The sequence below is a fragment of the Synoicihabitans lomoniglobus genome, from assembly GCF_029023725.1.
In the GTDB taxonomy this organism is placed as follows: domain Bacteria; phylum Verrucomicrobiota; class Verrucomicrobiia; order Opitutales; family Opitutaceae; genus Actomonas; species Actomonas lomonigloba.
On sequence record NZ_CP119075.1, the window covers coordinates 3,734,575 to 3,757,692 of the forward strand.

Genomic DNA, 23,118 nt, shown 5'->3' on the forward strand with positions numbered 1-23,118 from the left:
ATTTCCCGGGGCCAACGGTTCGGGAGCGTTTCGAACGTGCGGTTCCTGGATTGTCAGGAGCGAGTCCAGGGTCTTCATTTCACCCCATGTCCACCCCCACAGTCAAAACGCTCGAACAGGCCTTTGAATTCGTGCAGCGGGTCAAACTCTGCCACATCTTCACCGATAACAAGGGCGTCGCACCGTCTCTCTGGGATGCCACAGACCTGCCCGAGAAACAACCCGGTGAATCCGGCTGGGGCCAAAAGGTGCAGGCCGTGTGGCGATGGAAGAACGAACTGCCCTCCACCTACCCCGACGAAATCTTCTACGGCAAAATCAAAGGCGGCAAAGCCGTGCTCATGAGCATGGAACACCTGCGCACCGAGCACTATCCACAACACCATGTGCCGGTGGAAAAATGCAGCCCGCTCGCCCGCCAAGTTTACGACCTCATCCGCGTGGAACCATTGAAAACCGGCGACCTGCGCAAGGAGATCACCAGCGGCGACAAATCCCGCAAAACCGCCTTCGACAAGGCGCTGGCCGAACTACAGATCACGCTGAATATCGTGCGCTCCAACGACCCGGCCAACGAAAACGACACCTGGTTGCGCCTGGCCGAACAGTATCCGGAATTCGGCTGAATGTGGGTCATCGCCTCCCCTTGAATTCGGGTTCGGCTCCGGGTGACCTGTTCATCGCGTGCAAGCACGCTCCTACATCCCGACCACCACCCAACAGTAGGAGCCTGCTTGCAGGCGATCCGTCGCCTCTCAGCGCGGTCCCAATCCAACCCCACTCCACCGCATTCATCGCGTGCAAGCACGCTCCTACATCCCTACCGCCACCCAACAGTAGGAGCCTGCTTGCAGGCGATCCGTCGCCTCTCAGCGCGGCCCCAGCCCACCACCACTCCACCGCATTCATCGCGTGCAAGCACGCTCCTACATCCCGACCGCCACCCAACAGTAGGAGCTTGCTTGCAGGCGATCGTTTCATCCGCCCCGGTCATTCCCTCCGCATCTCTTCAATCTTCCGGGCCATCCATGTTTTCCGTGGGCCACTCCAACGCGTCCATCGCGCGCCAGCGCCCCCCCCAACCTCTCTGCACGTCCCTCTTCTCCTCGACCGTCAGCCAGCAGGTTTTACACGAAGGCAACGAAGGTTGGAAAACGAAGCAAACCGAGCCACTCCTCTGCCTCTCCACCGCGTTCATCGCGCGCCAGCGCGCTCCTACAATCAATCTTGGGTTTTTCTCTGTGATCTCTGTGTCCTCTGTGGTTCAAAAACAAAGCGGAGAGGATATGCAGACTGCCCCTCCGGGTAGGCCGTCCGCTTGCGGACGCTCCGTTGTGCACAAGGATGCAGGAGTCCAAATCAAGCACGTGTCTGAATGTCCGGAAGTTTATTTATTTAACACCAAGATCGCAAAGATCGCTAAGGTGAAACTGAGCGACTGAGGAGTCAGCCCCGTTCTGCAGATTATTGCAGAATACAAACTGCCCCATGATACGAAGTGCGCCCGCGGTTTTCCCACGACTCGACTCCGCCCACCATCGGATTCTCGGATTCAACCGGTAAGTCGGTTTCCGCCCGAAATTTTCGGGGGTCGAAATCGGTTGTTTACGGGTCGCCAGGTGTCGTTGGTCGAAATCGAGTGGCTTGCTCGGAGGGAAAGGACGCAAAACCCAACCCGCGACCCCACGGCTACTTAAGCCACGGTAAGTTCGCCCCCCTGTCCGCGCCCGTCCGCGTTTTCATTGAGTCCCTAATCCGAACCTCCTCCTACCCACTTTCCCAGGAGATATCCGCATGAACTTCCCAGCTCCTTCCCTACCCGATGGCCTGCACCGTCTTCTCAAACACCCCCTGCTCACGTTCCTCGCCGTCGCTTTTTGCTTCACCGGCGCCCACACTCACGCCAACCCCAAAACCGCCGCCGGGGTCTACCACAGCGCCATCATCAAAGAGGACGGCACCGCTTGGTCCTGGGGCTACAATCGAGCCGGTCAGATCGGCCAGGGCTACACGTCCGAGTATGTGGCTGAACCCGCTCAGGTGCTGGCGGATGTCCAGGCCGTGTTTGCCAAGGGCTCATCGCAGGAGCGACAATTTTTCCTCAAGACCGACGGCACCGTTTGGGGCGTCGGCTCCAACAGCTACGGCTCGTTGGGCGACGGCAGCGGATCGCATCGGACCTCCCCGGTTCAGCTAGCCATCACCGACGTGGTCGACGTCTCGCCGGGCTGGATTCACACCATTTTCCTCAAATCGGATGGCACCGCCTGGGGCACCGGCCACAACACATGGGGCGAAATCGGCGACATCGGGAAAAACTCAACCTCGACTCCGCTGCAGGTCATGAGCGATGTGAAAGCGATCTCCGCCGGTCTCTACTTCACCATGTATCTTAAGGAGGATGGCAGCGTTTGGGTTACGGGCGACAACCCCTGGGGGCAACTCGGCCTCGGTGACACGGACGATCGTTACGTGCCGACCTTTGTCATGGACGGCGTGAAAGCTGTTTCGGGTGGCTTCCGCCACGCGCTCTTTCTCAAGGAGGATGGTTCCGTCTGGGCCGCAGGTGACAACACCTACGGGCAGCTGGGCACCGACACCGTGACCAGCACCCTCGTGCCAATTCAGGTCATCGCCGGCGGCGTGAAGTCAATCCATGCCGGTTACTACCACAGCCTCTTCATTACCGAAGACGACGCGCTCTGGGGTTCCGGCAACAACGGCAACGGCCAGTCCACCGGGACCGCCGCCGACAGCCGTATCTATACGCCCACCTGGATCATGGATGACGTCGAGGAAGCCTCTCCCGGTTATGCTCACAACGTCGTGCTGAAAAAGGACGGATCCATCCTCATCTGGGGGAACAATCGCTATCGCCAACTCGGCGACGGCACCGGCACCAGCACCAAATTCCCGCAGGAAATTTATGGGCCCACCGTCGACGAAACCGACACCGACGGCGACGGCATCTTCGACGCCGAAGAGGAAATTCTGGGCACGGACCCGAATAATCCGGACTCCGATGGCGACGGGCTGACCGACGGCGACGAAGTGGCCGACGGCACCAACCCGCTCAACGCTGATTCCGATGGCGATGGGGTCTCCGACAGCGATGACCTCGACCCGCTCGACGCCAACAGCGATTCCGACGGTGACGACGTTTCCGACGCCGAAGAACTGGCCTTGGGCACCAATCCCCTTTCTCCCGACTCCGACGGAGACGGCATCAACGACGGCGATGAAATCCTCGCCGGCACCAACCCGCTCGCCAGCGACACCGACAACGACGGACTGAGCGATCAGGAGGAAGCCGACCTCGGCACCAATCCTACTAACAGCGACAGCGATGGCGATTCCCTCAGCGATGGGGCCGAAGTGGCCGCGGGTTCCAATCCGCTGAACACCGACTCCGATGGCGACGGCGTGGCCGATGGCGATGACGTCGACCCCACCGATGCCAACAGTGACTCTGATGGTGACGGGGTTTCCGACAGCGACGAGCTCGCCGCCGGCACCAACCCGTTGTCCGGCGACACCGATGCTGATGGATTGGGTGATCTGCAGGAGTCCAACCTGGGCACCGATCCGCTTGCGTCAGACTCCGACTCCGACGGCATTGCCGATGGAGCCGAAGTCGCCGCCGGTCTCGATCCGTTGAATGACGACACGGACGCCGACGGCATCATCGACGGCGACGAAGCCCCCTTGGGCACCGACCCGCTCAATCCGGACTCCGACAACGACAACGTGACCGACGGAGCCGAAGTCGCGGCCGGCCTCAATCCGCTCGCCGCCGACACCGATGCGGACGGTCTGAGCGACGGTGATGAAATCGCACTGGGCACCGACCCGCTTGCCACTGACTCTGACGGAGACGGTTTGACGGATGGAGCGGAAGTATCGAGCGGATTAAACCCCCTCGATCCCGATACCGACGCCGACGGCGTCACCGACTACGACGAAGTTGCGGCTGGTCTGAATCCGCTCGACAGCGACTCCGATGCCGACGGATTGGATGACGGGGCGGAAATCGAACTGGGCACCGACGCCCTCAACCCCGACTCCGACGGTGATGGCGTTTCAGACGGACAGGAAGTAACCACCGGACTCGATCCCCTGAGCCCCGACTCCGACGACGACGGCCTCGGTGATGGTGAGGAAATCGACCTCGGCACCGATCCCCTCAATGCCGATTCCGACGACGACGGAGTGAGCGATGGTGACGAAGTGACCGCTGGACTCGATCCCTTGAACCCCGATTCCGACGGCGACGGTATCACGGACGGCGGCGAGCTCGCCCTCGGCACGGACGCCCTCGACGCCGATTCCGACGACGACGGCCTCAATGACGGCGAAGAAGTGGAGCTCGGACTGAATCCCCTCAGCCCGGATTCCGACAACGACGGCGTGAGCGACGCGACCGACCAACAATACCTCGTTATCACCGGCAACATCGTGCTCCTCGGCGTGGACTCCAACATCGCCAATCGGGCGGATGCCAACGGAGTGGACCTCGGCTCCCAACTGGAAACTACCTACGCCACCTTGGCGGACGGCGTTCGCAACCACGGAACCTTCGTTTCGAACGTTTCCCGGCATCTGCTGAGCCTGGTTCGGGCCAAGGAGATTTCCTTCCGCGAAGCGATCACCCTCGGGAAGATCGCGGCACGTTCCGACGTGGGCAAACCGACCCAGAAGCCCAAGCACGGCGGAAAGAAGGACAAGTCGGAGAAAAAGAAAAAGTCCGACAAGAAGAGCGACAAATCGAAAAAGGGCAAAGGCGGCAAAAACAAACGGTAAATCCGGAGCCCCCCTCCCATGACCTTCGAGGCCGCACCTGCCAAGTGCGGCCTTTTTATGGTCACCGACGCCACCCGCGCACCGCCTCGATTCGAAGACTTTGAGGCAGGGTCGTGTTCACCACAGAGGTCGCGGAGAGCACAGGGTCAATGCAGAGATAACCTATCCATTTTATGGATACGTTTAGAGCATGTCGGGGAATCCAACGGGGTCATCGCGAGCAAGCCATGCCCGAGGCGGACAAGTCGCGCAGAATACTCCGACCCGGCCAACGAAAATGACACCTGGTTGCGCCTGGCCGAACAGTATCCGGAATTCGGGTGAAGGACGTTCTGCGGCGACGAAGGCGGGGGAAGCGCGGGCTATCAGCCGACCGTCTTACACAAAGGCAACGAAGGTCTAAACGGAGAAAACAAAGCCACGCCACCGGTCCCACCGCATCCATCGCGCGCAAGCCCGCCACCACGTGACACTCGTTCCTTGTAGGAGCGGGCTTGCGCGCGATGAACCCGCCTCCTCGGCTCCGTCTGCTTAACTCAAAACCACACGCTGGGTTGTCTTCGTCACGTTCTGCGTTTTCGGTGGACGCCTTATGAGTAACCCTACCATCGGCGTTCTTGGTCTTGGCATAATCGGCGGCATTTGGGCCCGTCACTATAACGACGCAGGCGTGCTCGCCGGCGCGTGGAATCGCACGCCTCAGCCCGATTTTCCGCAATGGCAGGCCGACCCCGCCGCCGTCGCCCGCGCTGCCGACTTTATTCAAATCGTCGTCGCCGATCCCCCCGCCGTGCAAAGCGTGATCGACTCCATTCTCCCTGCCCTCGGTCCGGGCAAGACCGTGATCCAGTCGAGCACGATCGACCCCGACAGCAGCGACACGTTCCGCACCGCCGTGCTCGCGACCGGTGCCCGCTACCTCGAAGCCCCGTTCACCGGTAGCAAGCCCGCCGCCCAAGGCAAACAAAGCGTCTACTATCTCGGTGGCGACGAGGCGCTCTGTGCCGAAGTCGATCCCCTCCTCTCCCTCGGCTCCGCCCATCGCATTCGTATCGGCGACAATCGTCAGGCTTGCACCCTCAAGCTCGCCATGAACCTCCGCGTCTCCGTGCAAATGCAGGTGCTCGCGGAGTCGTTCATCATGTGCCGCCGCTCCGGCATCACCGACGACACCTACTTCAACGCGCTCGCGCCCAACATCACCCACTCCGGCCTCGACAAACTTAAGGAGCCGCAGGTGCGCAATCGCGACTTCGCCCCGCTCTTCTCCATCAAACATATGCTCAAAGACATGCGACTCGCCGCGGGCATGAGCACCACCGGCGACCTCGCCACGCTGCAAACCATCAAGGCCCAACTCACCGCCGCCGCCGACGCCGGCTACGGCGACGAGGACTTCGCCGCGTTGTTCAAGTTGATCGACAAGTAGGTCCAGTCATGGACCGGCCGCGTCCTGATCCCACCAAGCCGCGAGCGCGAGCGAGCTCGCGGCCTACGGGAACTCCGCCTTGCCAACGCATGGTGGGGGTAGGCCGCGACCTTGGTCGCGCTTTGCACTGAGTCGGGCGGCGCTATCCCACCACACCGCGAGCCCGAGCGAGCTTGCGGCGGCCTCTCGCACCAACCGTGATCCTCCCCGGCCGCCGCTCTGGTGGTGGCTTCTCGAGCCCGCAATACTATGCAGCGCCCAGGTCGTTGACCGCAGACGCCGGGCGTTTCGTGCGCCGCCGTTGCGTCATGACTCCCACCAAGGCCGCCGCGCCCAGGATCGCCGCGAACGCGGAGGGTTCCGGCACGGCCGAAATGTGGGACACCGCCACACTGTTCCCTCCGACATTAAACTGGATGTAGCCACTGGATGGCGTATTCATAAAAAACTTACCGTATCCAATGGAATAGGAACCGTCCAATGAGGAGAAATAGTCTCCCACTTCATACGCGGTCGAATCGGCGGTCAGGTTCCAGCCATCGCTTTCCAGATTTTGGGCATAGAACATGTGGATTCCCGTGCCATCCGGGGAGGTCAGTCCGCTCAAAGTCTCGAGATTCGAATCAATGGTCATCGTGAGACTGTCGTAGTTTTCGTCCGTCTTGATTTCCGAACTGGGATCCCCCGCCGCCAACGTCGGCCGTTGGTAGGTGCCGGACAAACTGGAAGAGGTGACATCGAGAAACAATTGATCGTTGCCGGTAAGCTCCTCCCGCCACCAGTTGTGGCGATCGTCGAAGCTCGTGTCATAGGCGTTCGCGTTAGCGAAATTGTCATTCATCGTGAACGAGAACGTATAGGTGTTTCCCTGCACATAGCCGAGATTGGTGCTCTCGGCTTGGCCGGTGATGGTGAAAACAGTCGTCTGGCCGCAAAGCCCGACGGCGAAGGCGGAAAAGAAAAATCCGATTGTGGCGACGGCAACGGATCGACGAAGGATGGTCTTTTTCATGGGGGAGGGTATTTGTTCAGTGATGGCCGACGAGGGATGGATTTGACGCTGCCGTCCCACCCCAAGTGCAAGAGGGGGCGAACTCAGCGAAACGCTCGACCTTGTGGGACCCACCAGACTTTCGCCTCCCCTTATCTCAAGGCATATTCGACCAACTACTTGATATGACGTGCCAACAACCGTTTCCGGCCACTGAACAGATTCCGCAGTTTCCTCTGTTACCACGGCACAACCGGAGGAATCCACCCGAGGAGACGGCCAGCCAACTGCTCGCCGACGCTTCCACCGGCGCGCCGATCAATCCAGCGTCTGCCGGTAGCGCTTCACCCCGATGGTCAGCGCGCCAGCCATGAACAGCAGCATGGGCCACAGGTGGGGCAGGATCTCGGCGAACCCATTTCCTTTGAGCAGGATGCCGCGCACGATGCGGAGAAAGTGCGTCAGCGGCAGCACGCTGCCGATGTTCTGCGCCCACTCCGGCATGCCGCGGAACGGAAACATGAAGCCCGACAGCAGGATCGATGGTAGGAAAAAGAAGAACGCCATCTGCATGGCTTGTAGTTGATTGGCTGCTACGGTGGAAAACGTGATGCCGACCGCCAGGTTCGCCCCAATAAACAGGAAGGCCACCGCATAGAGCAGCACGAGGCTGCCTTCCATCGGCACGCCAAAAAGGAATCTCGCCGCCACCAAAATCAAGCTGAGCTGCACGTAGCCCACCACGATGTAGGGCAGGATCTTGCCCGTCATTACCTCGAAGGGCCGGGCCGGTGTCGCCAATAAATTTTCCATCGTGCCGCGCTCGCGTTCGCGGGTGATGGCCAGCGCGGTGATGACCACCATGGTCATGGTGAGCACCACGCCCATGAGTCCGGGCACGATGTTGTATTGAGTGATGACTTCGGGGTTGTAGAGGCGATGCAGGCGCAGCTCCACCGGCGCGGGCGTCGCGCTCAAGTCGGCCAGCGGACCGCGCAGATCGCGCGCGAGCGCGGAATCGATCACCCCCTGCAACGAGCCCAGCGCACTCCCGGTCGCTCCCGGGTCGGTCGCGTCGGCCTCGATCAACAGCACCGGCCGTTCACCGCGCAGCAGCGATCGCGAAAAGTTCTGCGGGATGTTCACGATGAATTGCACGTCACCCAGCTCGAGCAGGCGCTGCGCTTCCGCTTCGGTGCGGACCTCGTGATCGAACGCGAAGTAGTCACTGTGCTGCATCGCCGCCACGATCGACCGTCCAAAGGGACCGTGATCGGCATTGAGCACACCGGCGGGCAGATGCTTGGGATCGGAATTGATCGCGAAACCAAACAACATGAGCTGCATCAGCGGGATGCCGACCATCATGCCAAAGGTCACGCGATCGCGCCGCATCTGAATGAACTCCTTCAGCACGACCGCCCAGAAACGATGAAAGGCAAAACGTCTCATGGCTGCGCGGAGAAGTTGTCCCTGGAGTGGTCCATCAAGCAGATGAACACGTCCTCCAGACTGGCCGGAACCTGCCGCCAGCGTTGTCCGTCCCGTCGCAACGGGTTCAGCGCCGCTTCGAGTTTCGCAGCGTCGTGTCCACTCACATGCAACGCGGTGCCAAACGGGACAACTTGCTCAACGCCGGGTAAATCGCGCAGTCGGCCGACTAGGTCATGCAGTCCCGGACCGGTGATTTCCCACGTGCTCAACCCGGCTTCCGCGATGACTTCGTCGACGGTGCCCTGCGTCATCAAGCGGCCATACGCGAGGTAGGCGAGCCGGTGGCAACGCTCCGCTTCATCCATGTAATGCGTGGTGATGAGCACGGTCAGGCCTTCGGCCGCGAGTTGATGAATCTGCTCCCAAAAATCCCGCCGCGCCTTCGGGTCGACCCCCGCCGTCGGTTCGTCGAGCAACAGCAACTGCGGGCCGTGCAGCAACGCGGCCGCCAACGCGAGGCGTTGTTTCCAACCGCCGGAAAGCTCGCCTGCGAGCTGTTTGCTGCGGCCCTGCAAACCGAGGCGCTCCAGCGCCCGGTCCACGACCTCGCGACGGTTGCGAGTTTCGTAAAGGCGGGCCACGAAATCGAGGTTTTCACGGATACTCAGATCCTCGTAATAGCTGAACCGCTGGGTCATGTAGCCGACATGCGTGCGGATATCGCGTTGGTCGCGCAGCACGTCGTAGCCGAGGCACGTGCCCTGTCCCGCATCGGGCGTGAGCAGGCCACATAACATGCGAATAAACGTCGTCTTGCCGCTGCCGTTGGGCCCGAGAAATCCGTAGATCTCGCCGCGCCGCACGGCCAGGTCGAGACCGTCGACGACGGTCTTGTCGCCGAAGCGTTTGGTGATGCCAGTGACATCGATGACGTTGTCCGCCGGGATCGTCATGTCAGTCGGCGCGAGTGACATCGACCGGCTGTCCGGGCAGTAACTCGACGCCGGCGGCGGCGTCAAACTCGGCTTCGATCATGAAGACCAACTTCGCCCGGTTCTCCCGGTTGTAGAGGACCGGCGGCGTGAATTCCGCCTGCGGGGAGAGATAGACAACGTGCGCCGACACGGGAGATTCCCTTCCGCTGAGATTGACCTGCACCGCATCTCCCGGCGCGAGGGTGGCGCGCGCGGCTTCCGGCACGAAGAAACGCACCTTGAGATTCGTCGGCGGTAACAGCGCCACGACCGGACGCCCCGCCGCGACGAACTCTCCGGGCCGAAACAACGTGTCGAAGACCAAGCCCGCCATCGGCGCATCCCGGGATTTCTCCGTCACACTCCAATCGGCTTGGGCCAGTGCCGCGCGCGCGGCGGCAACTTCGGCTCGCGCCGAGACGATCCGGTCGTCCCGGCCACCCAGGCGCGCGGTGACGAGTTGGGATTCCAACGCGGTCACCTGGGCCTCGTTGGCTTCATGGTTCAGGCGAACCCGATCGAAGTCGCCGTCCGGCACCACCTTTTCGCGATGCAACTTCGCGACGCGTTGCAGATCCCGCCGCGAGAGCTCGGCACTCGCCCGGGCTTGGTCGAGCTGCGCTTCCAACGTCGCCAATTCGGACGGACGTTGGCCTTTGGTCAAATCGCTCAATTGGGCCTCGGCTTGCGCCAGACGTTCGCGCGCGACGTCACGCGCAGCGGCCTCCGGCGTTTGATCCAATCGGAAAAGCGGGGTGCCGGCCTCGACACTTTGGCCCCGCTTCACGGCCAATTGTTCGAGACGGCCCGGGAGCGACGACCCCACATAAACATACTCGCCTTCCAAGTAACCTTGCCACCGCGTCTCGGGTTCGGGTGCACAACCCGCCATCAACCAGACCGTGGCCGCCAGACCAAACCAGCCCGCGGCTCGACAACTAACTGAGCGATACGTTTTCATAGTCCTTCATGCCTTCCGAGGTGAGCAGCCCGCCAAAAAAGAGGTTGAGTGCCTGATCAAAAATCTGGTCCGGACGCAGCCCGAGACGCTCCGAAGTATCCGGGTGATTGAGCCCTTGAATCGCCTGGGCCCAAAACGCTGTGGCGAAGGCGGGATCGACCGAAGCCCGCACGGCGCCGACCCGCTTGCCCTGCATCACCATACGGCCAAAAACCACCGGAATGTTGCGGGAACGCAGTTCCTCGATGTGCCGATAAACCTTCGGCGCATAACGCTGCAATTCGCGGAAAAGCGTCGGAGGCACCCGCGAAAAACGCTGGGTCAACTCGGACGTAAACCGCGCGAGCTTGGCCGGAAACCCGAGTGCATCGTCCAAAAACACGGACTCGGCCATCGCCAAAACATCGGTCGCAAATGCTTCGATGACTGCATCGACGATCGCCTCTTTGCCGGAAAAATGGCGGTAGATCGTTTTCTTACTCATGCCCACAGCCTCCGCGAGCAGATCCATCGTCAAGGCCTGATAACCATAGGTGAAAAGCAGCCGCCGGGCGTTGGACAGCAAACGATCACGAACCGAAACCGACGAGGATGAAGCCACAGGTTGCACCGGGCCATGAAGCGCAAGAAATCACGGAAACTTCAAGCGTTTACTTAGTTTCCTAATGCAGCCGTGCCCGTTGTCCGCTGGGGTCAGGCCAAGCCGAAGTCACGACGGTCATGCGACCAAAGCACGCAAAATACGTAATTCTTCCCCTTGAAATTTAATAGGGTATTTTACCTATTTGTGAATAGCTAGTTTAAGTCCACATCTCACTTCCGAATGAATCAAACCTCGCTGTCCTTCTACCGCACCCTCAACCGGTTTTTCTTCCCGAAGTCCTACTCCTTGAAGTTCCTGGGCATCGCGTTTCTGGGCATCCATCTTCCGCTGATTGCTTTTGTGATGTATTTGGCGTTGTCGACCGGATGGGCAGACGCCCTGCCCGCGATCATCGTGGTGCTGGCCGCCACCTTGGTCGGCACAGGTTTCACGCTCTGGTGCCAACATCACCTGCTCGCGCCCGTGCGCAGCGCCTGCCACGATTTGCGCGCCTACCGCCTGGACCGGGCCTTGCCACTTTCACCGGACGGGTTTGAAGACACCGCCGGTCAACTCATGCGCGAAGCACGTCACAGTATCGAGTCCCTCGACGGACTGATGCGCCTGAAGGACAATCTGGCGGTGGGGATTGCCCACGATTTCCGCAGCCCCCTCACCGCGATCGTCGCCGCATCCGACATGCTGCAGATGAACCATCCTGAAAACTCCAGCACCCACAAACTTGCCGGCATGATCCGTCGCTCGGCTCAAGCGCAAGCGCATCAAGTCACCGGTTTGTTGGAGGCGGGCATGAGCGATACCGGGAGCACCTTCACCTACGCTCCGGTGAAACTGACTTCGCTGTGGCAGGCCGCATTGGACAACCAGGCGCTCTTCGCCCAAACCCAAGGCGTGGCGCTTAATTTCCCGTCCGCCCACGGCAGCGTCGGCGGAGACCAGGCGCGTTTGCTCCAAGTGATGAACAATTTGATCGGCAACGCGATCAAGGCCTGCAGCTCCGGCGACATCGTCGAAATCGGGGCCGAGCCGTGCCACCGCGGCATTCGTATTTCGGTCTCCGACAACGGCCAGGGCGTGGATCCGGCCAAACTTTACTCCGCTCTGGCGGCACCGGAAGACGATGATACCGCCACCGACGGCGATCTGAAACTCGGGCTCGGTCTGCGCATGGTGAACAATCTGCTGGCGCTGCATGCCAGCAAACTGAGCATCGAACGCCGCCCCACCGGCGGCATGTGTTTCTCGTTCGACCTGCTCGCCGCCGAGAGTCCGGCCCCCGGCTCCAAGGTTCGCCCCCTGGAAATGGCCTGCTGATGACATCGCTTTCTCCGCGCGAGGAAGCCGACTGATCCCAAGCCCCGGCTGGACTCGACTCTTCGCCGGGGATTTTTTATGTCCGCACGAGTCGAAGCCGTTTGGCTTTTCACCAGTTCTGAACCTGAGTGTCCCGTCCCCGATAATCTTCCTGTCCGCCCCGTTCCCAGCATGAGTGATTTTGTATCCGGTGCGTCCATGACCGACGCCAAACAAGCCATCCAAAAACTGCGCGCCAACATGCGCCGCACCATCAAGGGCAAGGACGAGGTCATCGAGCGCACCATCACGTGTCTGCTCGCCCGCGGTCACCTGCTGATCGAGGATCTGCCCGGCGTCGGCAAAACCACCCTCGCCTACTGTCTGGCTCGCTCGCTCGACTGCGCCTTCTCCCGCGTGCAATTCACCAGCGATCTCCTGCCCAGCGATGTGACTGGGGTCGCGATCTACGATGAAAACACCAAGGAATTCGTTTTCAAAAAAGGGCCGGTCTTCGCCTCCATCGTGCTGGCCGATGAAATCAACCGCGCCACCCCCAAGACCCAGTCGGCTCTGCTCGAGGTGATGGATCGCGGCAAAGTCACCGTCGATGGCGAATCCCACACGGTGGGCACGCCGTTCATGGTCTTTGCCACCCAAAACCCCGTCGATTACGAGGGCACGTTTCCCCTGCCCGAGAGCCAAATGGACCGCTTCCTCATGCGCATCCACATGGGTTACCCGGCCGGAGCCGACGAAATGGAAATCCTGCGCGCGCAGCAAACCTCCTACGACGGCATCTCGCTCGATCCGGTGCTCACGCGCACCGAAGTGGCTCAACTGCAGGAAATCGCCAGTCAAGTCTTCGTGGAAGACAGCGTGCTCGAATATATCCTGCGCATCATCAACGCCACGCGCACGGAAGCCGAATTCAAAGCCGGCGTGAGCGTGCGCGGCGGATTGGCGCTCAAGCATGCCGCCCAGGCCTGCGCGCTCATCCAAGGTCGCGACTTCGTGGTGCCGGATGATGTCAGCAATCTCGTCGTCCCCACCCTCGGCCACCGCCTCGGTCTGACCCGCCCCACCAGCGACGCGCTGGAAGAACGTCGTGCCATCGCCGCCGCGCTCAAACGCATCGTGGAGAACCTCCCGTCGCCGCAGTAGCGCCGACGCTCGCGGCGGAAACCCCAACTCTCAAACACCCAAAATCCAACATGACCTTCGTCGCCCCCACGATGCACGCTGCGTCCTTCTTGGGATTGGGGATTTAGTGCATTGGGGTTTACCAGCGCGGATATGAATGCCACGACGACAACCGCCGCCTCCGACCCGCGCTGGTCGGGTCCCGGCGCGGATCGCAAATCCATGCGGCAACACTGGCGCGAGTTGTCCTGGCGCAAGTTGCTGTGGTCGCTGCTCTACCCCCCGCGCGGTCAGCGCATCATGCCGACGATTTCCGGCTTCCTGCTCATCATCGTCGCCCTGGGCATCGGTAGTGCTGCTTACAATACATCGAATAACATCCTGTTCATCACGCTGTCGTTGTTGCTGGCCTGCCTGATCGGGAGCGGCGTGTTGTCCGCCCTCAATCTCGCCAAGGTCGCCTGGCGCATGGTGCCGTCGCCGCCTTATCGCGTGGGCCAGACCGGCACCGTCACGATCGAGCTGCGCAACCGTAAAAAATTGCTGCCCACTCACGGCCTGTGGTTCGAGGTTCGCACCAAGGCCGAACCCAAGGGTCGGCGTCTCGTATTGCGCGAGCGTCTGGACGCGGGCGGCGGCACCGCCCGGTTGGAGTGGTCGTGGCAACCGACGACCCGCGGTCACGAGGTCGTCGAACTCACCGCCGTCGGGTCGCTGTTTCCCTTCGGCTTTCTGCGCAAGGTGCTGGCCTGCGAGATTCGCACGGAGGTGCTGGTGTGGCCGGCGCCGGTGGAATACCAACGCTTTGCCGTGCTCGTCGCCAGTCGCCGCCAAAGCGGTCACGCCGTCAATAAGATCGGCCAGTCGGGTGACTTGCTGGCCGTGCGCAGATACGTCTCCGGCGACTCACATCGCCAGATTCACTGGAAAGCGTCGGCGCGACTGCGGCAACTGATGGTCCGTCAATTTTCCACCGAGCAACAGGAGGGCTATTCGCTGCGGCTCGACACGGCGGGCGATGTCTGGACGCGTCCCGAGCAATTCGAGTTGGCCTGCAGCTTCGTCGCCACGTTGGCGGAGGATCTGTTCACGACCGGTCGACTGGGCACGGTGACCATCGATCATGAACTGCCGCAACCGATCCGCGGCGTGCGGGACCTCGAGGCGTTCTTCGATCGGCTCGCCGAACTCACCCCGCGCGAATCCACCGGACGCCCCTCGCAGGCCCCGTTCCCTTCCGTTTCCGTCGGTCCTGGCGCCGCCGCCCGCTTAACCCTCACCTTCGCTCCGGAAGGAGCCCGCGGCGTGGCCGCCTTCGTCGATGGACAAAAAGCGGCCGCAGCTTAATTCCGACGACCTCGGACGACTCCGCTGGTGGCTGGGTGCCGTGCTCGCCCTGCTCTCGGTTGTCACGGTTTTCTTCATGGAAATCGATGCGTGGTTGCACATGCCGGTCGTCGCCGTCGCGGCCATCGCGGCGCTGGTCAAACCGACCTGGCCGGGTCAAGTGCCGGCCTGGATGCACCGGGCGGCGTTTCCGCTCATCGTGGTTATGTTTGTGGTCGATCTGGCTCTGACCCGCGAGCCGTTGCCGGCACTGATCCGGCTCGACCTCACCCTCATTTTTTACCGACTGGTGACCTACCGCCAACGGCGCGACGACCTGCAACTCGTGCTGCTGGGACTGTTCCTCGTGATTGTCGCGGGCGTGATCACCGTGTCGCTTTCGTTTGTGCTGCAACTACTGGCATTCACATCGTGTGCCCTGGTGATGTTGCTCGCCGTCACCCTCGAACACGCCGATGGCGTCTCGCCTCCGCCGGTGCCGCCGCGGGTGGTGCCCTCCTGGGCGCGCATCAGTTGGCGGACGCATCGCCAGAAACTGCGGGCGGCGACGGATTGGCGGCTGGCGACGCTGGGCGTGGTCGGCTTCGGTGCCATGGTGGTGCTGTCCGGTCTGCTGTTTTTGGCCATCCCTCGCTTCGACATGCAGAGCTCGCTCTTCATCGACCGGCTCATCACGCGCACCACGCGCACGGGGTTTTCCGACAACATACAATTCGGTGACGTCACCTCGATCACCGAAGACAACAGCCTCGCTTTTTCCGTCGACCTGACTGACCCGAGCGTGATGCCCCGCGTGCCCTATTGGCGCATGGTCGTGCTCGATGAATACACCGGCGCCGGATTCAAGATGTCCGACGAATTCCGGCGCGATCTCAACGGCTATCGTCCGCTGCGCAGCGAGCTCAACGGGCGCGGCATCTTCTGGACTCGGGCTCCCACGTGGACGATCTACATGGAGCCGGCGGTGAGTCGTTATCTGCCGCTTTTGGGCAACTTCTACAGCATTCGCTTCACCGAGCCACAGACCTTCACCATGAGCGAAGAATTGCGCATCGTGGCGTTGCAAAGGGACCCGCCCAAGATGTTCGCGTTTCGCACCTGGAGCATGGACACCGGCGACACGCTCAAGGATGCCACCTTCACCTTGAAACGACGCGACGGCCGTCTCTCCGGCAGCGACTTCACCGCCCTGCCCGAGAATGCGGTCACGCGGAGTCGGCTCACCACGATTCTCGGTGACATCGCGCCGCCCGCCCATACCGATGCGACGAGCTTTGCCCAACACGTCGTGAAATGGCTGAGCGAGGTGCACCCCTATGCGCTCTCCAGTGCAGTGCCCCCCGGCGAAGGCGACACGCTGGTGCGCTGGCTCGATTCCGAGGCGTCCGGACATTGCGAGTTTTTCGCCGGATCATTCGTATTGCTTGCGCGCGCCGCCGGCTACCCCGCCCGTTTGGTCACAGGATTCCGGGGGGGGACCTGGAACGACTTCAGTGGCAGCTTTACGGTGCGCAATGCCAACGCCCACGCGTGGTGTGAGATATTCGATGATGCATCCGGATCATGGATACGAGTCGACCCCACGCCGGGAAATCAAGGTCTCGCCACCACCGGAATCGATCCCACCACGGGGGCGGCGCTGGCTCGCGACCGCGACAACAGTTGGAAAGCGCGGCTGGAAAGCCTGCGCGTGTTTTGGTATCGGCGCATCGTCAACTTCGACCTTGATTCGCAGGAGGCCATTCTCTCCAGCACGACCAAGTTCTTCCGCGAAAGTCGGGAAATGCTGGTGGAATGGGCGGACGAAAAGGCCAACGCGGTGCGCACCTGGGTCCAGCGCCCCTGGAACCTCGACCGCTTCCTCCAGTTGGCGGGCGCCCTCATCGGCGTGGGTCTCTTGGTTTGGGTTTGGCGTCAATATGGACGGGCATGGTGGCTGCGACTGCGACGGTCGACCGCGCGCGTCGATCAAGACCCGGTGCGGCGCGAAGCGGGACGATGGCTGCAACGAGCAACCAAACGAACGGGCTTCGTCTGGCCCCCCGAGACCGAGCTCGCCCTGCTGCGACTCCGCTTCGGCAATTCCGACACCTGGCCCGAACCCGTGAAAGTCTTTCGCTCCGCCAAAACCGCCCTGCGCAACGCGTAACCACGCGCTCACGCGTGATCACGTCGCCTCCGCCGCGTTCATCAATTCGTTTTTCACACCACGCCGCCGCGTTCATCGCGCGTAAACGCGCTCCTACCCCAGCAGGAGACCACCCATTGTAGGAGCGTGCTTGCGCGCGATCACCTTGCCTCGCCGTCCCACCCCGCTCGGTTTTCAGACCACGCCGCCGCGTTCATCGCGCGTAAACGCGCTCCTACTTTTTGAGCCAAGCGGGATGGGTCGATTCGTCGTCGTCGGGAAACCCAGGGCGAAACCAATTGGATTCGACTTCACCCAATCGAAACCACGGCCACACCTGCTCCGTCGACTTCGTCAAACCCGCGCGAAACGGATTGAGAGCCATATACCGCAAGACCGGGGCAAGTTTGTCGTCGGGTCGAATCCGATGATCGAAGTAGCCACGTTCCCAGTGCAAATTTCCGGATTGCAACGCGCCCTTCGTCTTGGCCTTGAACCGTGAAATCGCTGGGGAGAGATCGAGTTTTGCGCCGAGCGCGACCAAAACATGCACGTGGTCGGGCATGATCGTCAGCGCCTGCAATCGCCAGACATCATCATCCGCGAGTATTTCGACCTCACGAATCACCGCTTCCGCCAAAATCGAGGTCGTGAGTCCCGGGCACCGATGCTCCGTGCATAAGGTCAGAAAGTAGCTCGCGCCCACGATCGAAAACCGTCCGCGCCTCAACGCAGCGTGGCCTTTCCTTTCGTCGCGCGACATAACGGAAAAAAGCCCCCTTCAGGCCACGAGGACAACCCCCAACGTAGGAGCGTGCTTGCGCGCGATCACCTTGCCTCACCGTCCCACCCCGCTCGGTTTTCAGACCACGCCGCCGTGTTCATCGCGCGTAAACGCGCTCCTACCCAAGCAGGAGACCACTCCGATGTAGGAGCGTGCTTGCGCGCGATCACCTTGCCTCACCGTCCGACCCCGCTCGGTTTTCAGACCACTCCGCCGCGTTCATCGCGCGTAAACGCGCTCCTACCCAGGCAGGAGACCACCCATTGTAGGAGCGTGCTTGCGCGCGATCACTTTGCCTCGCCGTCCGACCCCGCTCGGTTTTCAGACCACTCCGCCGCGTTCATCGCGCGTAAACGCGCTCCTACCCCAGCAGGAGACCACCCATTGTAGGAGCGTGCTTGCGCGCGATCACCTTGCCTCACCGTCCGAGCCCGCTCGCTTTTCACACCACGCCGCCGCGTTCATCGCGCGTAAACGCGCTCCTACCCCAACAAGAGACCACTCCGATGTTGAAGCGGGCCGGCAGCGGTGCCCCGGATGCGCGTTTGAATTCAGGCAGTCACAATCTTTTCCATCGCGGTGGCCAATGTGATGTCTTTTGCCGTGATCTTGTTGCCTGCGTGGTGGGTCCGCAGGCGCACGGTGACGGTGTCGTAGACGTTGGTCCATTCCGGGTGATGGTCCATGGCGTCCGCTTCAAATCCGACTTGCATCATGAACACCAATGCCGCGCGGAAATCAGCAAAGGTGTATTCCTTGGTGAGACTGTCGCCATCGACCGACCAACCGGGCAGGGCAGCCAGGGCGGATTGAATCGCGGCGGGTTCGAGGGGCGGGTCTGCAGACATAATTCCAAGATAGGCGGTTTCGCGGCATGGTCAAAGTCGCACCGGTATCTGTCACCGCGTGCCGTTCAGGTTGTGGCCTTGTCAAAACCGGTCGCCGCTCCCTAACGTGTTGCCCTTACCTGCATGGCCGAACCCGAATCTGCATCCGTCCCGCATCACGTAGCCATCATCATGGATGGGAACGGCCGCTGGGCCAAACAACGCGGCCTCCCTCGCATCGAAGGCCATCGTCGTGGCGTCGAGACCGTTCGCCGCACGATCGAAACCGCGCGCGAACTGGGGATTGAATATCTCACACTCTACGCCTTCTCGGTCGAAAACTGGCGTCGGCCGCAGGACGAAGTGGGGGCGTTGATGGGCCTCTTGGAGTATTTTCTCAAACGCGAGACCTCCACCCTGGTTAAAAACCAAGTTCGGTTGCGCACCATCGGGCGCACCGACTTACTGCCCGATTTCGTGCGCCAGGAGCTCGAACGCACGATCGCCGCCACCGCCGATTTCACCGAGCACACCCTCGTGCTCGCGCTCAACTATGGCTCCCGCACGGAGGTGCTCGATGCCGCCAAGTCCTACGCCGCCGCGGTCGCAGCCGGCGAAATCGCGGCCGACGACGACAGCTGGGAGAGTTTCGCCCGCCACCTTTACACCAAGGATCTGCCCGACCCCGATCTGGTGATCCGCACGTCGGGCGAGACTCGAGTCAGCAATTTCCTCCTCATGCAGGCAGCCTACGCGGAATTCGTGTTTCTGCCGATTTTTTGGCCTGATTTTTCCGCCGATCATTTCAAGGCCGCAGTGGCGGAATTCGCCAAGCGGGAACGCCGGTTCGGCCGCACCGGCGATCAGTTGCGATCGCCTGCCGCCACGGCCGCCATCCCGCCGTTAGTTGCTGGACGCTGATCGGCGGCCCCGCTACCCAACCTCTTTTCCACCGTGGGCTCCCGTATTTTCAGCACCCTTCTGCTTTGGGCAATCGTCGCCGGTTGCGTTATTTTTCTGGGCCCGATCGGGGCCGTCTGGCTCATCGCGCTCATCGCCGTGCTGACCCAGTGGGAGTTTTTCAAACTCATCCAGCGCCTCGGGCTCAAGCCCTTCAATCGCATCGGCATGCTGTTCGGGGCCGCGTTGTGCCTCGGGCCGCTTTATCTGGAACCCCACGGCTTGAGCAGCGGCCCGTTGCTGGCGCTGGCCGCCATCGTGTTTGCCGTGCGCATCCTCGGTGAACGCGACGCCGAAAATCGCATGGAATCGCTCGCGTGGACGTTGTTCGGCATCGTTTACATTCCGTTCATGTTGTCGTTTCTCGGCCGAATTGTGCTGATCAACGATCCCGTGGCGCACACCGGTTTGATTCTGGGCGTCTGGGTCATCGCGGTGTCTAAATTTTGCGATGTCGGCGCACTGCTCGCCGGGCTCGCCTTCGGTCGGCACAAGATGGCCCCGGGCATCAGCCCCAAAAAGACGTGGGAAGGAGCCGTCGGCGGACTATTGACGTCCATGGGCGTCGGGGCCGGGTTGGCCTACGGCTTCGCCGATCAACTACCGGCCCTGTTCACCCCACTCCTGGCCGGCCTGCTCGCCCTGCCCGTGGCGGCGTTGGCCATCGTGTCCGATCTGGTGGAATCCGTGATCAAGCGCCGCACCAACGCGAAGGACGCCGGTGCCACCATTCCGGGGATTGGCGGGGTGTTTGATCTGTCGGACAGCTTGATTCTCACGGCTCCGATCGGGTATCTGGTCTTCCGGTTGTTGTGAGCAGCATGCGTCCAACCTCCCCCAAGCGCGTCGCATTGCTGGGCGCGACGGGATCCATTGGCGAAAGCGCTTTGCGGGTCATCGCCGCGCATCCGGCGCACCTGGAGCTCGTGGCCGTGGCGGCTCAAACCAATCACGCCGAGTTGGCCGCGATTTCCCACCGGTTCCCCTCCGTGCGGCATGCGACCTTGTTTGATGCCGACGCTTACGCTGCGGCCAAAGCAGGCCAAGCCTTTCGGTCCGGCGTCGACCTGCACGCGGGCCTCGCCGGACTCAACACTCTGGCCACGTTGCCCGAAGCCGACATCGTGCTGGTCGCGGTCGTGGGAGTGACCGGCCTCGAACCCGCGCTCGCGGCGATCAATGCCGGCAAGGATCTCGCCCTCGCCTCCAAGGAAATCCTCGTGATGGCCGGCAAATTTGTCATGGCCGCCGCCCGCGAACGGGGCATCACCCTCCGCCCGGTCGACAGTGAACATAATGCGGTGGCGCAATGTCTCGCCGACAACCCCACCAAAGACGTGGCGCGGATCATCCTGACCGCTTCAGGCGGCGCGTTTCGCGATCGTTCCCTGGCCGAGCTTGGCGCAGTCACCCCGGCCGACGCCCTGCAGCATCCGAATTGGTCCATGGGGCCAAAAATCACCGTCGATTCGGCGACGCTTGCCAACAAGGGCCTGGAACTCATTGAGGCTCAATGGCTTTTCGATCTACGTCCGGAGCAGTGCCAGGCCGTCCTGCACTCCCAGAGCCTCGCGCACTGCCTCGTCGAGTTCACGGACGGTGCCATGCTCACCCACCTGTGCCCGCCTTCGATGACGTTCCCCATCCAGCATGCGCTGTTGCACCCGTTGCGCCTGCCGAGCGTAGAGCCATCGCTGGATGTGCACGCTCCGTTCTCCTTGGATTTCCGCCCGATCGACCAAGACCGGTTTCCCATGCTGCGGCTGGCGCTTGAGGCGATGAAGAGGGGCGGCATCGCCCCCGCCGCCTTCAATGCCGCCAATGAAATCGCCGTCGCCGCCTTCCTGAGTGAACAAATCCCCTTTCTTGCGATCCCACGAATCGTCGAACAGGCTCTCAGCCGTATCGATCATCACGATCCCTCCCATCTCGACGCCGTAATCGCAGCCGACGCCGAGGCCCGACGACTCGCCACCTCGCTACTCACTTCCCACGCCGTCACCTGACTGACCCATGCCCGCCGACCTGCTCAACGCCCTGTTTTCCAACCTCTGGGCCGTCTTTCTCATTGTTCTCTTTTTCGGGGGATCGATCTTCGTGCACGAACTCGGTCATTTTCTCGCCGCGCGACGACGCGGCGTGCACGTTTCCCGTTTTTCCATCGGCTTCGGCCCGAAGATGTTCGGCTGGCGGGGCAAAGACGGGGTGGAATACCGCGTCTCTTGGCTCCCCCTCGGCGGCTACGTGGCCCTCCCCCAACTCGCCGACATGGCTGCGGTCGAAGGCAACGACGACCGCGCCGAGGATCTGCCGCCCGTCAGCTACTCGACGCGCATGCTCGTCTTCGTCATGGGGGCGACATTCAACCTGATTTTTGCTTTCCTGCTCGCGACCATCATCTGGCTGGTCGGCCAACCCACGACGAGTGATCAAGCCACCACCCAAATCGGCTACGTCGTCGACGAGATTGAAACGTCCACCGGCGAGACCGTGCCCAGCCCCGCGCGCCAAGCCGGATTGGAAGTGGGCGACACCATTCGCGCCATCGACGGCAGCAAAGTCGATGACTGGCAGGAACTCCTGCAGACCCTGGTCACCAGCGCGGGGCGCACCGACGCCGGTCGGCGCTACAACGTCTTCACCGTCGAACGCGACGGCCAGTCGCGCGAAGTCACCGTCTTTCCGCAGATCGCCGGTGATGAGGAGATCCGCAAAGTGGGCATCATTGCCGCCTACGAATTAATCGTCGCCGGGGTGGCGGAAGGTTCCGCCGGCGCCGCGCTCGGACTGCAAGTGGGCGATCGCTTCATCGCGATGGACGACACGCGTATTCTCAACATCCAGACTTACGCGGACCACCTGGCCGCCCACCACGACCGTCCGATCGCGGTCCATTTGGAGCGTGACGGCCAACCGCTCACGCTGACCATGGCAGCTCGTCCAGAGGTCGAACAACCGGCTGATCTGGGTCTGCAACTCACGACCGACTCGAAGCTGGTTTACCCCACACCCTTCGCTCAGTTCAGCGACCACGTGCGCATGACCTTCCGCACGCTCGGCAGCCTCATCAACCCGCAGTCCGACATCGGTATTTCCAAACTCAGCGGTCCGGTCGGCATCATCCGGGTGTTTCACATGGCCGCGCAGGCGGATATCCGGCTCGTGCTCTGGTTCACGATTCTGGTGAACATCAATCTCGCGATCTTCAACCTGTTGCCCATCCCCGTGCTCGACGGGGGCCACATGCTCTTCGCCACCATTGGCAAACTGCGCGGCCGCGCCCTGCCGACCAATTTCATCATGACGACCCAAAGCGTGTTCATGATGATGCTGCTTTCGATGATCCTCTACGTGAGTTTCTTTGACGTGCGCCGGATCGTGCGCGATGTGACCCCCACCACGACCGAGGATCCGGCTGACACCAAATAGAGTCAGCGCGGGGC

The 23,118-nt window shown here is 61.8% G+C and carries 18 protein-coding genes; 11 read left to right on the top strand and 7 right to left on the bottom strand.

Features of this window, described 5'->3' with window-relative positions:
* Positions 1 to 86 precede the first annotated feature (86 nt).
* The 3 genes from PXH66_RS14365 to PXH66_RS14375 all read left to right on the top strand — a co-directional run bounded on the left by PXH66_RS14365 (position 87) and on the right by PXH66_RS14375 (position 6,229).
* Positions 87 to 626: an AlkZ-related protein gene (locus PXH66_RS14365; RefSeq protein ID WP_330929729.1), complete on the top strand. Its 540-nt coding sequence runs from the start codon at positions 87 to 89 to the stop codon at positions 624 to 626.
* Between the two features lie 1,168 nt (positions 627 to 1,794).
* Positions 1,795 to 4,800, top strand: a complete 3,006-nt coding sequence (locus PXH66_RS14370) for an RCC1 domain-containing protein (protein ID WP_330929730.1) — start codon at positions 1,795 to 1,797, stop codon at positions 4,798 to 4,800.
* A gap of 592 nt (positions 4,801 to 5,392) precedes the next feature.
* Positions 5,393 to 6,229, top strand: a complete 837-nt coding sequence (locus PXH66_RS14375; protein WP_330929731.1) for an NAD(P)-dependent oxidoreductase — start codon at positions 5,393 to 5,395, stop codon at positions 6,227 to 6,229.
* A 247-nt stretch (positions 6,230 to 6,476) separates the two neighbouring features.
* Here the strand turns inward: PXH66_RS14375 and PXH66_RS14380 are convergent, their stop codons facing one another.
* From PXH66_RS14380 to PXH66_RS14400, 5 genes are all read right to left on the bottom strand, one after another.
* Positions 6,477 to 7,241 carry a hypothetical protein gene (locus PXH66_RS14380; protein WP_330929732.1) on the bottom strand — a complete coding sequence of 255 codons (765 nt, stop codon included), beginning with the start codon at positions 7,239 to 7,241 and terminating at the stop codon, positions 6,477 to 6,479.
* Between the two features lie 297 nt (positions 7,242 to 7,538).
* On the bottom strand, positions 7,539 to 8,672 hold the full coding sequence (locus tag PXH66_RS14385) for an ABC transporter permease (RefSeq protein WP_330929733.1): 1,134 nt from the start codon (positions 8,670 to 8,672) through the stop codon (positions 7,539 to 7,541).
* On the bottom strand, positions 8,669 to 9,628 hold the full coding sequence (locus tag PXH66_RS14390; protein ID WP_330932055.1) for an ABC transporter ATP-binding protein: 960 nt from the start codon (positions 9,626 to 9,628) through the stop codon (positions 8,669 to 8,671). The genes PXH66_RS14385 and PXH66_RS14390 overlap by 4 nt, the downstream gene beginning before the upstream one ends.
* Positions 9,609 to 10,589: an HlyD family secretion protein gene (locus PXH66_RS14395; protein ID WP_330929735.1), complete on the bottom strand. Its 981-nt coding sequence runs from the start codon at positions 10,587 to 10,589 to the stop codon at positions 9,609 to 9,611. The genes PXH66_RS14390 and PXH66_RS14395 overlap by 20 nt, the downstream gene beginning before the upstream one ends.
* Entirely contained in the window at positions 10,567 to 11,190 is a 624-nt protein-coding gene (locus PXH66_RS14400; RefSeq protein ID WP_330929736.1) for a TetR/AcrR family transcriptional regulator, read from the bottom strand. Before PXH66_RS14400 ends, PXH66_RS14395 begins: the two co-directional genes overlap by 23 nt.
* Before the next feature lie 222 nt (positions 11,191 to 11,412).
* Here PXH66_RS14400 and PXH66_RS14405 point away from each other — a divergent pair, with 222 nt between their 5' ends.
* The 4 genes from PXH66_RS14405 (at position 11,413) to PXH66_RS14420 (ending at position 17,125) form a co-directional block, all read left to right on the top strand.
* Positions 11,413 to 12,507, top strand: coding sequence for a sensor histidine kinase (locus PXH66_RS14405; RefSeq protein WP_330929737.1), 1,095 nt, complete (start codon positions 11,413 to 11,415; stop codon positions 12,505 to 12,507).
* A gap of 171 nt (positions 12,508 to 12,678) precedes the next feature.
* Positions 12,679 to 13,650 carry an AAA family ATPase gene (locus PXH66_RS14410; RefSeq protein ID WP_330929738.1) on the top strand — a complete coding sequence of 324 codons (972 nt, stop codon included), beginning with the start codon at positions 12,679 to 12,681 and terminating at the stop codon, positions 13,648 to 13,650.
* A 132-nt stretch (positions 13,651 to 13,782) separates the two neighbouring features.
* Positions 13,783 to 14,976 carry a DUF58 domain-containing protein gene (locus PXH66_RS14415; protein ID WP_330929739.1) on the top strand — a complete coding sequence of 398 codons (1,194 nt, stop codon included), beginning with the start codon at positions 13,783 to 13,785 and terminating at the stop codon, positions 14,974 to 14,976.
* The gene (locus PXH66_RS14420; RefSeq protein WP_330929740.1) at positions 14,951 to 17,125 is read left to right on the top strand and encodes a transglutaminase TgpA family protein; all 2,175 of its coding nucleotides are present in this window, start codon (positions 14,951 to 14,953) and stop codon (positions 17,123 to 17,125) included. The genes PXH66_RS14415 and PXH66_RS14420 overlap by 26 nt, the downstream gene beginning before the upstream one ends.
* 214 nt (positions 17,126 to 17,339) lie before the next feature.
* Here PXH66_RS14420 and PXH66_RS14425 read toward each other — a convergent pair whose 3' ends face one another.
* A complete protein-coding gene (locus PXH66_RS14425; RefSeq protein WP_330932056.1) occupies positions 17,340 to 17,810 on the bottom strand; it encodes an REP-associated tyrosine transposase in 471 nt (156 codons plus the stop codon).
* Positions 17,811 to 18,439: 629 nt separating this feature from the next.
* Positions 18,440 to 18,736 (bottom strand): 4a-hydroxytetrahydrobiopterin dehydratase, encoded by a 297-nt coding sequence (locus PXH66_RS14430; RefSeq protein ID WP_330929742.1) that lies wholly within the window; start codon positions 18,734 to 18,736, stop codon positions 18,440 to 18,442.
* Positions 18,737 to 18,859: 123 nt separating this feature from the next.
* On the opposite strand from PXH66_RS14430, the gene uppS reads away from it, so the two are divergent.
* From uppS to rseP, 4 genes are read left to right on the top strand one after another with little or no spacing between them, the layout of a single operon-like run.
* Positions 18,860 to 19,636 carry an undecaprenyl pyrophosphate synthase gene (gene uppS / locus PXH66_RS14435; RefSeq protein WP_330929743.1) on the top strand — a complete coding sequence of 259 codons (777 nt, stop codon included), beginning with the start codon at positions 18,860 to 18,862 and terminating at the stop codon, positions 19,634 to 19,636.
* A 33-nt stretch (positions 19,637 to 19,669) separates the two neighbouring features.
* On the top strand, positions 19,670 to 20,491 hold the full coding sequence (locus PXH66_RS14440) for a phosphatidate cytidylyltransferase (protein WP_330929744.1): 822 nt from the start codon (positions 19,670 to 19,672) through the stop codon (positions 20,489 to 20,491).
* Positions 20,492 to 20,496: 5 nt separating this feature from the next.
* Positions 20,497 to 21,681, top strand: coding sequence for a 1-deoxy-D-xylulose-5-phosphate reductoisomerase (dxr, locus tag PXH66_RS14445; protein ID WP_330929745.1), 1,185 nt, complete (start codon positions 20,497 to 20,499; stop codon positions 21,679 to 21,681).
* 7 nt (positions 21,682 to 21,688) lie between these two features.
* Complete coding sequence (gene rseP, locus PXH66_RS14450) at positions 21,689 to 23,104, top strand: RIP metalloprotease RseP (protein WP_330929746.1); 1,416 nt, start codon at positions 21,689 to 21,691, stop codon at positions 23,102 to 23,104.
* Positions 23,105 to 23,118: the final 14 nt, after the last annotated feature.

What these genes read in the sequence shown, in the direction of transcription:
- PXH66_RS14375 (WP_330929731.1), top strand. Translation starts at nt 5,393, where the DNA reads ATGAGTAACCCTACCATCGGCGTTCTTGGTCTTGGCATAATCGGCGGC.
- PXH66_RS14410 (WP_330929738.1), top strand. Translation starts at nt 12,679, where the DNA reads ATGAGTGATTTTGTATCCGGTGCGTCCATGACCGACGCCAAACAAGCC.
- PXH66_RS14370 (WP_330929730.1), top strand. Translation starts at nt 1,795, where the DNA reads ATGAACTTCCCAGCTCCTTCCCTACCCGATGGCCTGCACCGTCTTCTC.
- dxr (WP_330929745.1), top strand. Translation starts at nt 20,497, where the DNA reads ATGCGTCCAACCTCCCCCAAGCGCGTCGCATTGCTGGGCGCGACGGGA.
- PXH66_RS14415 (WP_330929739.1), top strand. Translation starts at nt 13,783, where the DNA reads ATGAATGCCACGACGACAACCGCCGCCTCCGACCCGCGCTGGTCGGGT.
- PXH66_RS14430 (WP_330929742.1), bottom strand. Translation starts at nt 18,736, where the DNA reads ATGTCTGCAGACCCGCCCCTCGAACCCGCCGCGATTCAATCCGCCCTG.
- PXH66_RS14405 (WP_330929737.1), top strand. Translation starts at nt 11,413, where the DNA reads ATGAATCAAACCTCGCTGTCCTTCTACCGCACCCTCAACCGGTTTTTC.
- PXH66_RS14385 (WP_330929733.1), bottom strand. Translation starts at nt 8,672, where the DNA reads ATGAGACGTTTTGCCTTTCATCGTTTCTGGGCGGTCGTGCTGAAGGAG.
- uppS (WP_330929743.1), top strand. Translation starts at nt 18,860, where the DNA reads ATGGCCGAACCCGAATCTGCATCCGTCCCGCATCACGTAGCCATCATC.
- rseP (WP_330929746.1), top strand. Translation starts at nt 21,689, where the DNA reads ATGCCCGCCGACCTGCTCAACGCCCTGTTTTCCAACCTCTGGGCCGTC.
- PXH66_RS14380 (WP_330929732.1), bottom strand. Translation starts at nt 7,241, where the DNA reads ATGAAAAAGACCATCCTTCGTCGATCCGTTGCCGTCGCCACAATCGGA.
- PXH66_RS14395 (WP_330929735.1), bottom strand. Translation starts at nt 10,589, where the DNA reads ATGAAAACGTATCGCTCAGTTAGTTGTCGAGCCGCGGGCTGGTTTGGT.
- PXH66_RS14365 (WP_330929729.1), top strand. Translation starts at nt 87, where the DNA reads ATGTCCACCCCCACAGTCAAAACGCTCGAACAGGCCTTTGAATTCGTG.
- PXH66_RS14390 (WP_330932055.1), bottom strand. Translation starts at nt 9,628, where the DNA reads ATGTCACTCGCGCCGACTGACATGACGATCCCGGCGGACAACGTCATC.
- PXH66_RS14420 (WP_330929740.1), top strand. Translation starts at nt 14,951, where the DNA reads ATGGACAAAAAGCGGCCGCAGCTTAATTCCGACGACCTCGGACGACTC.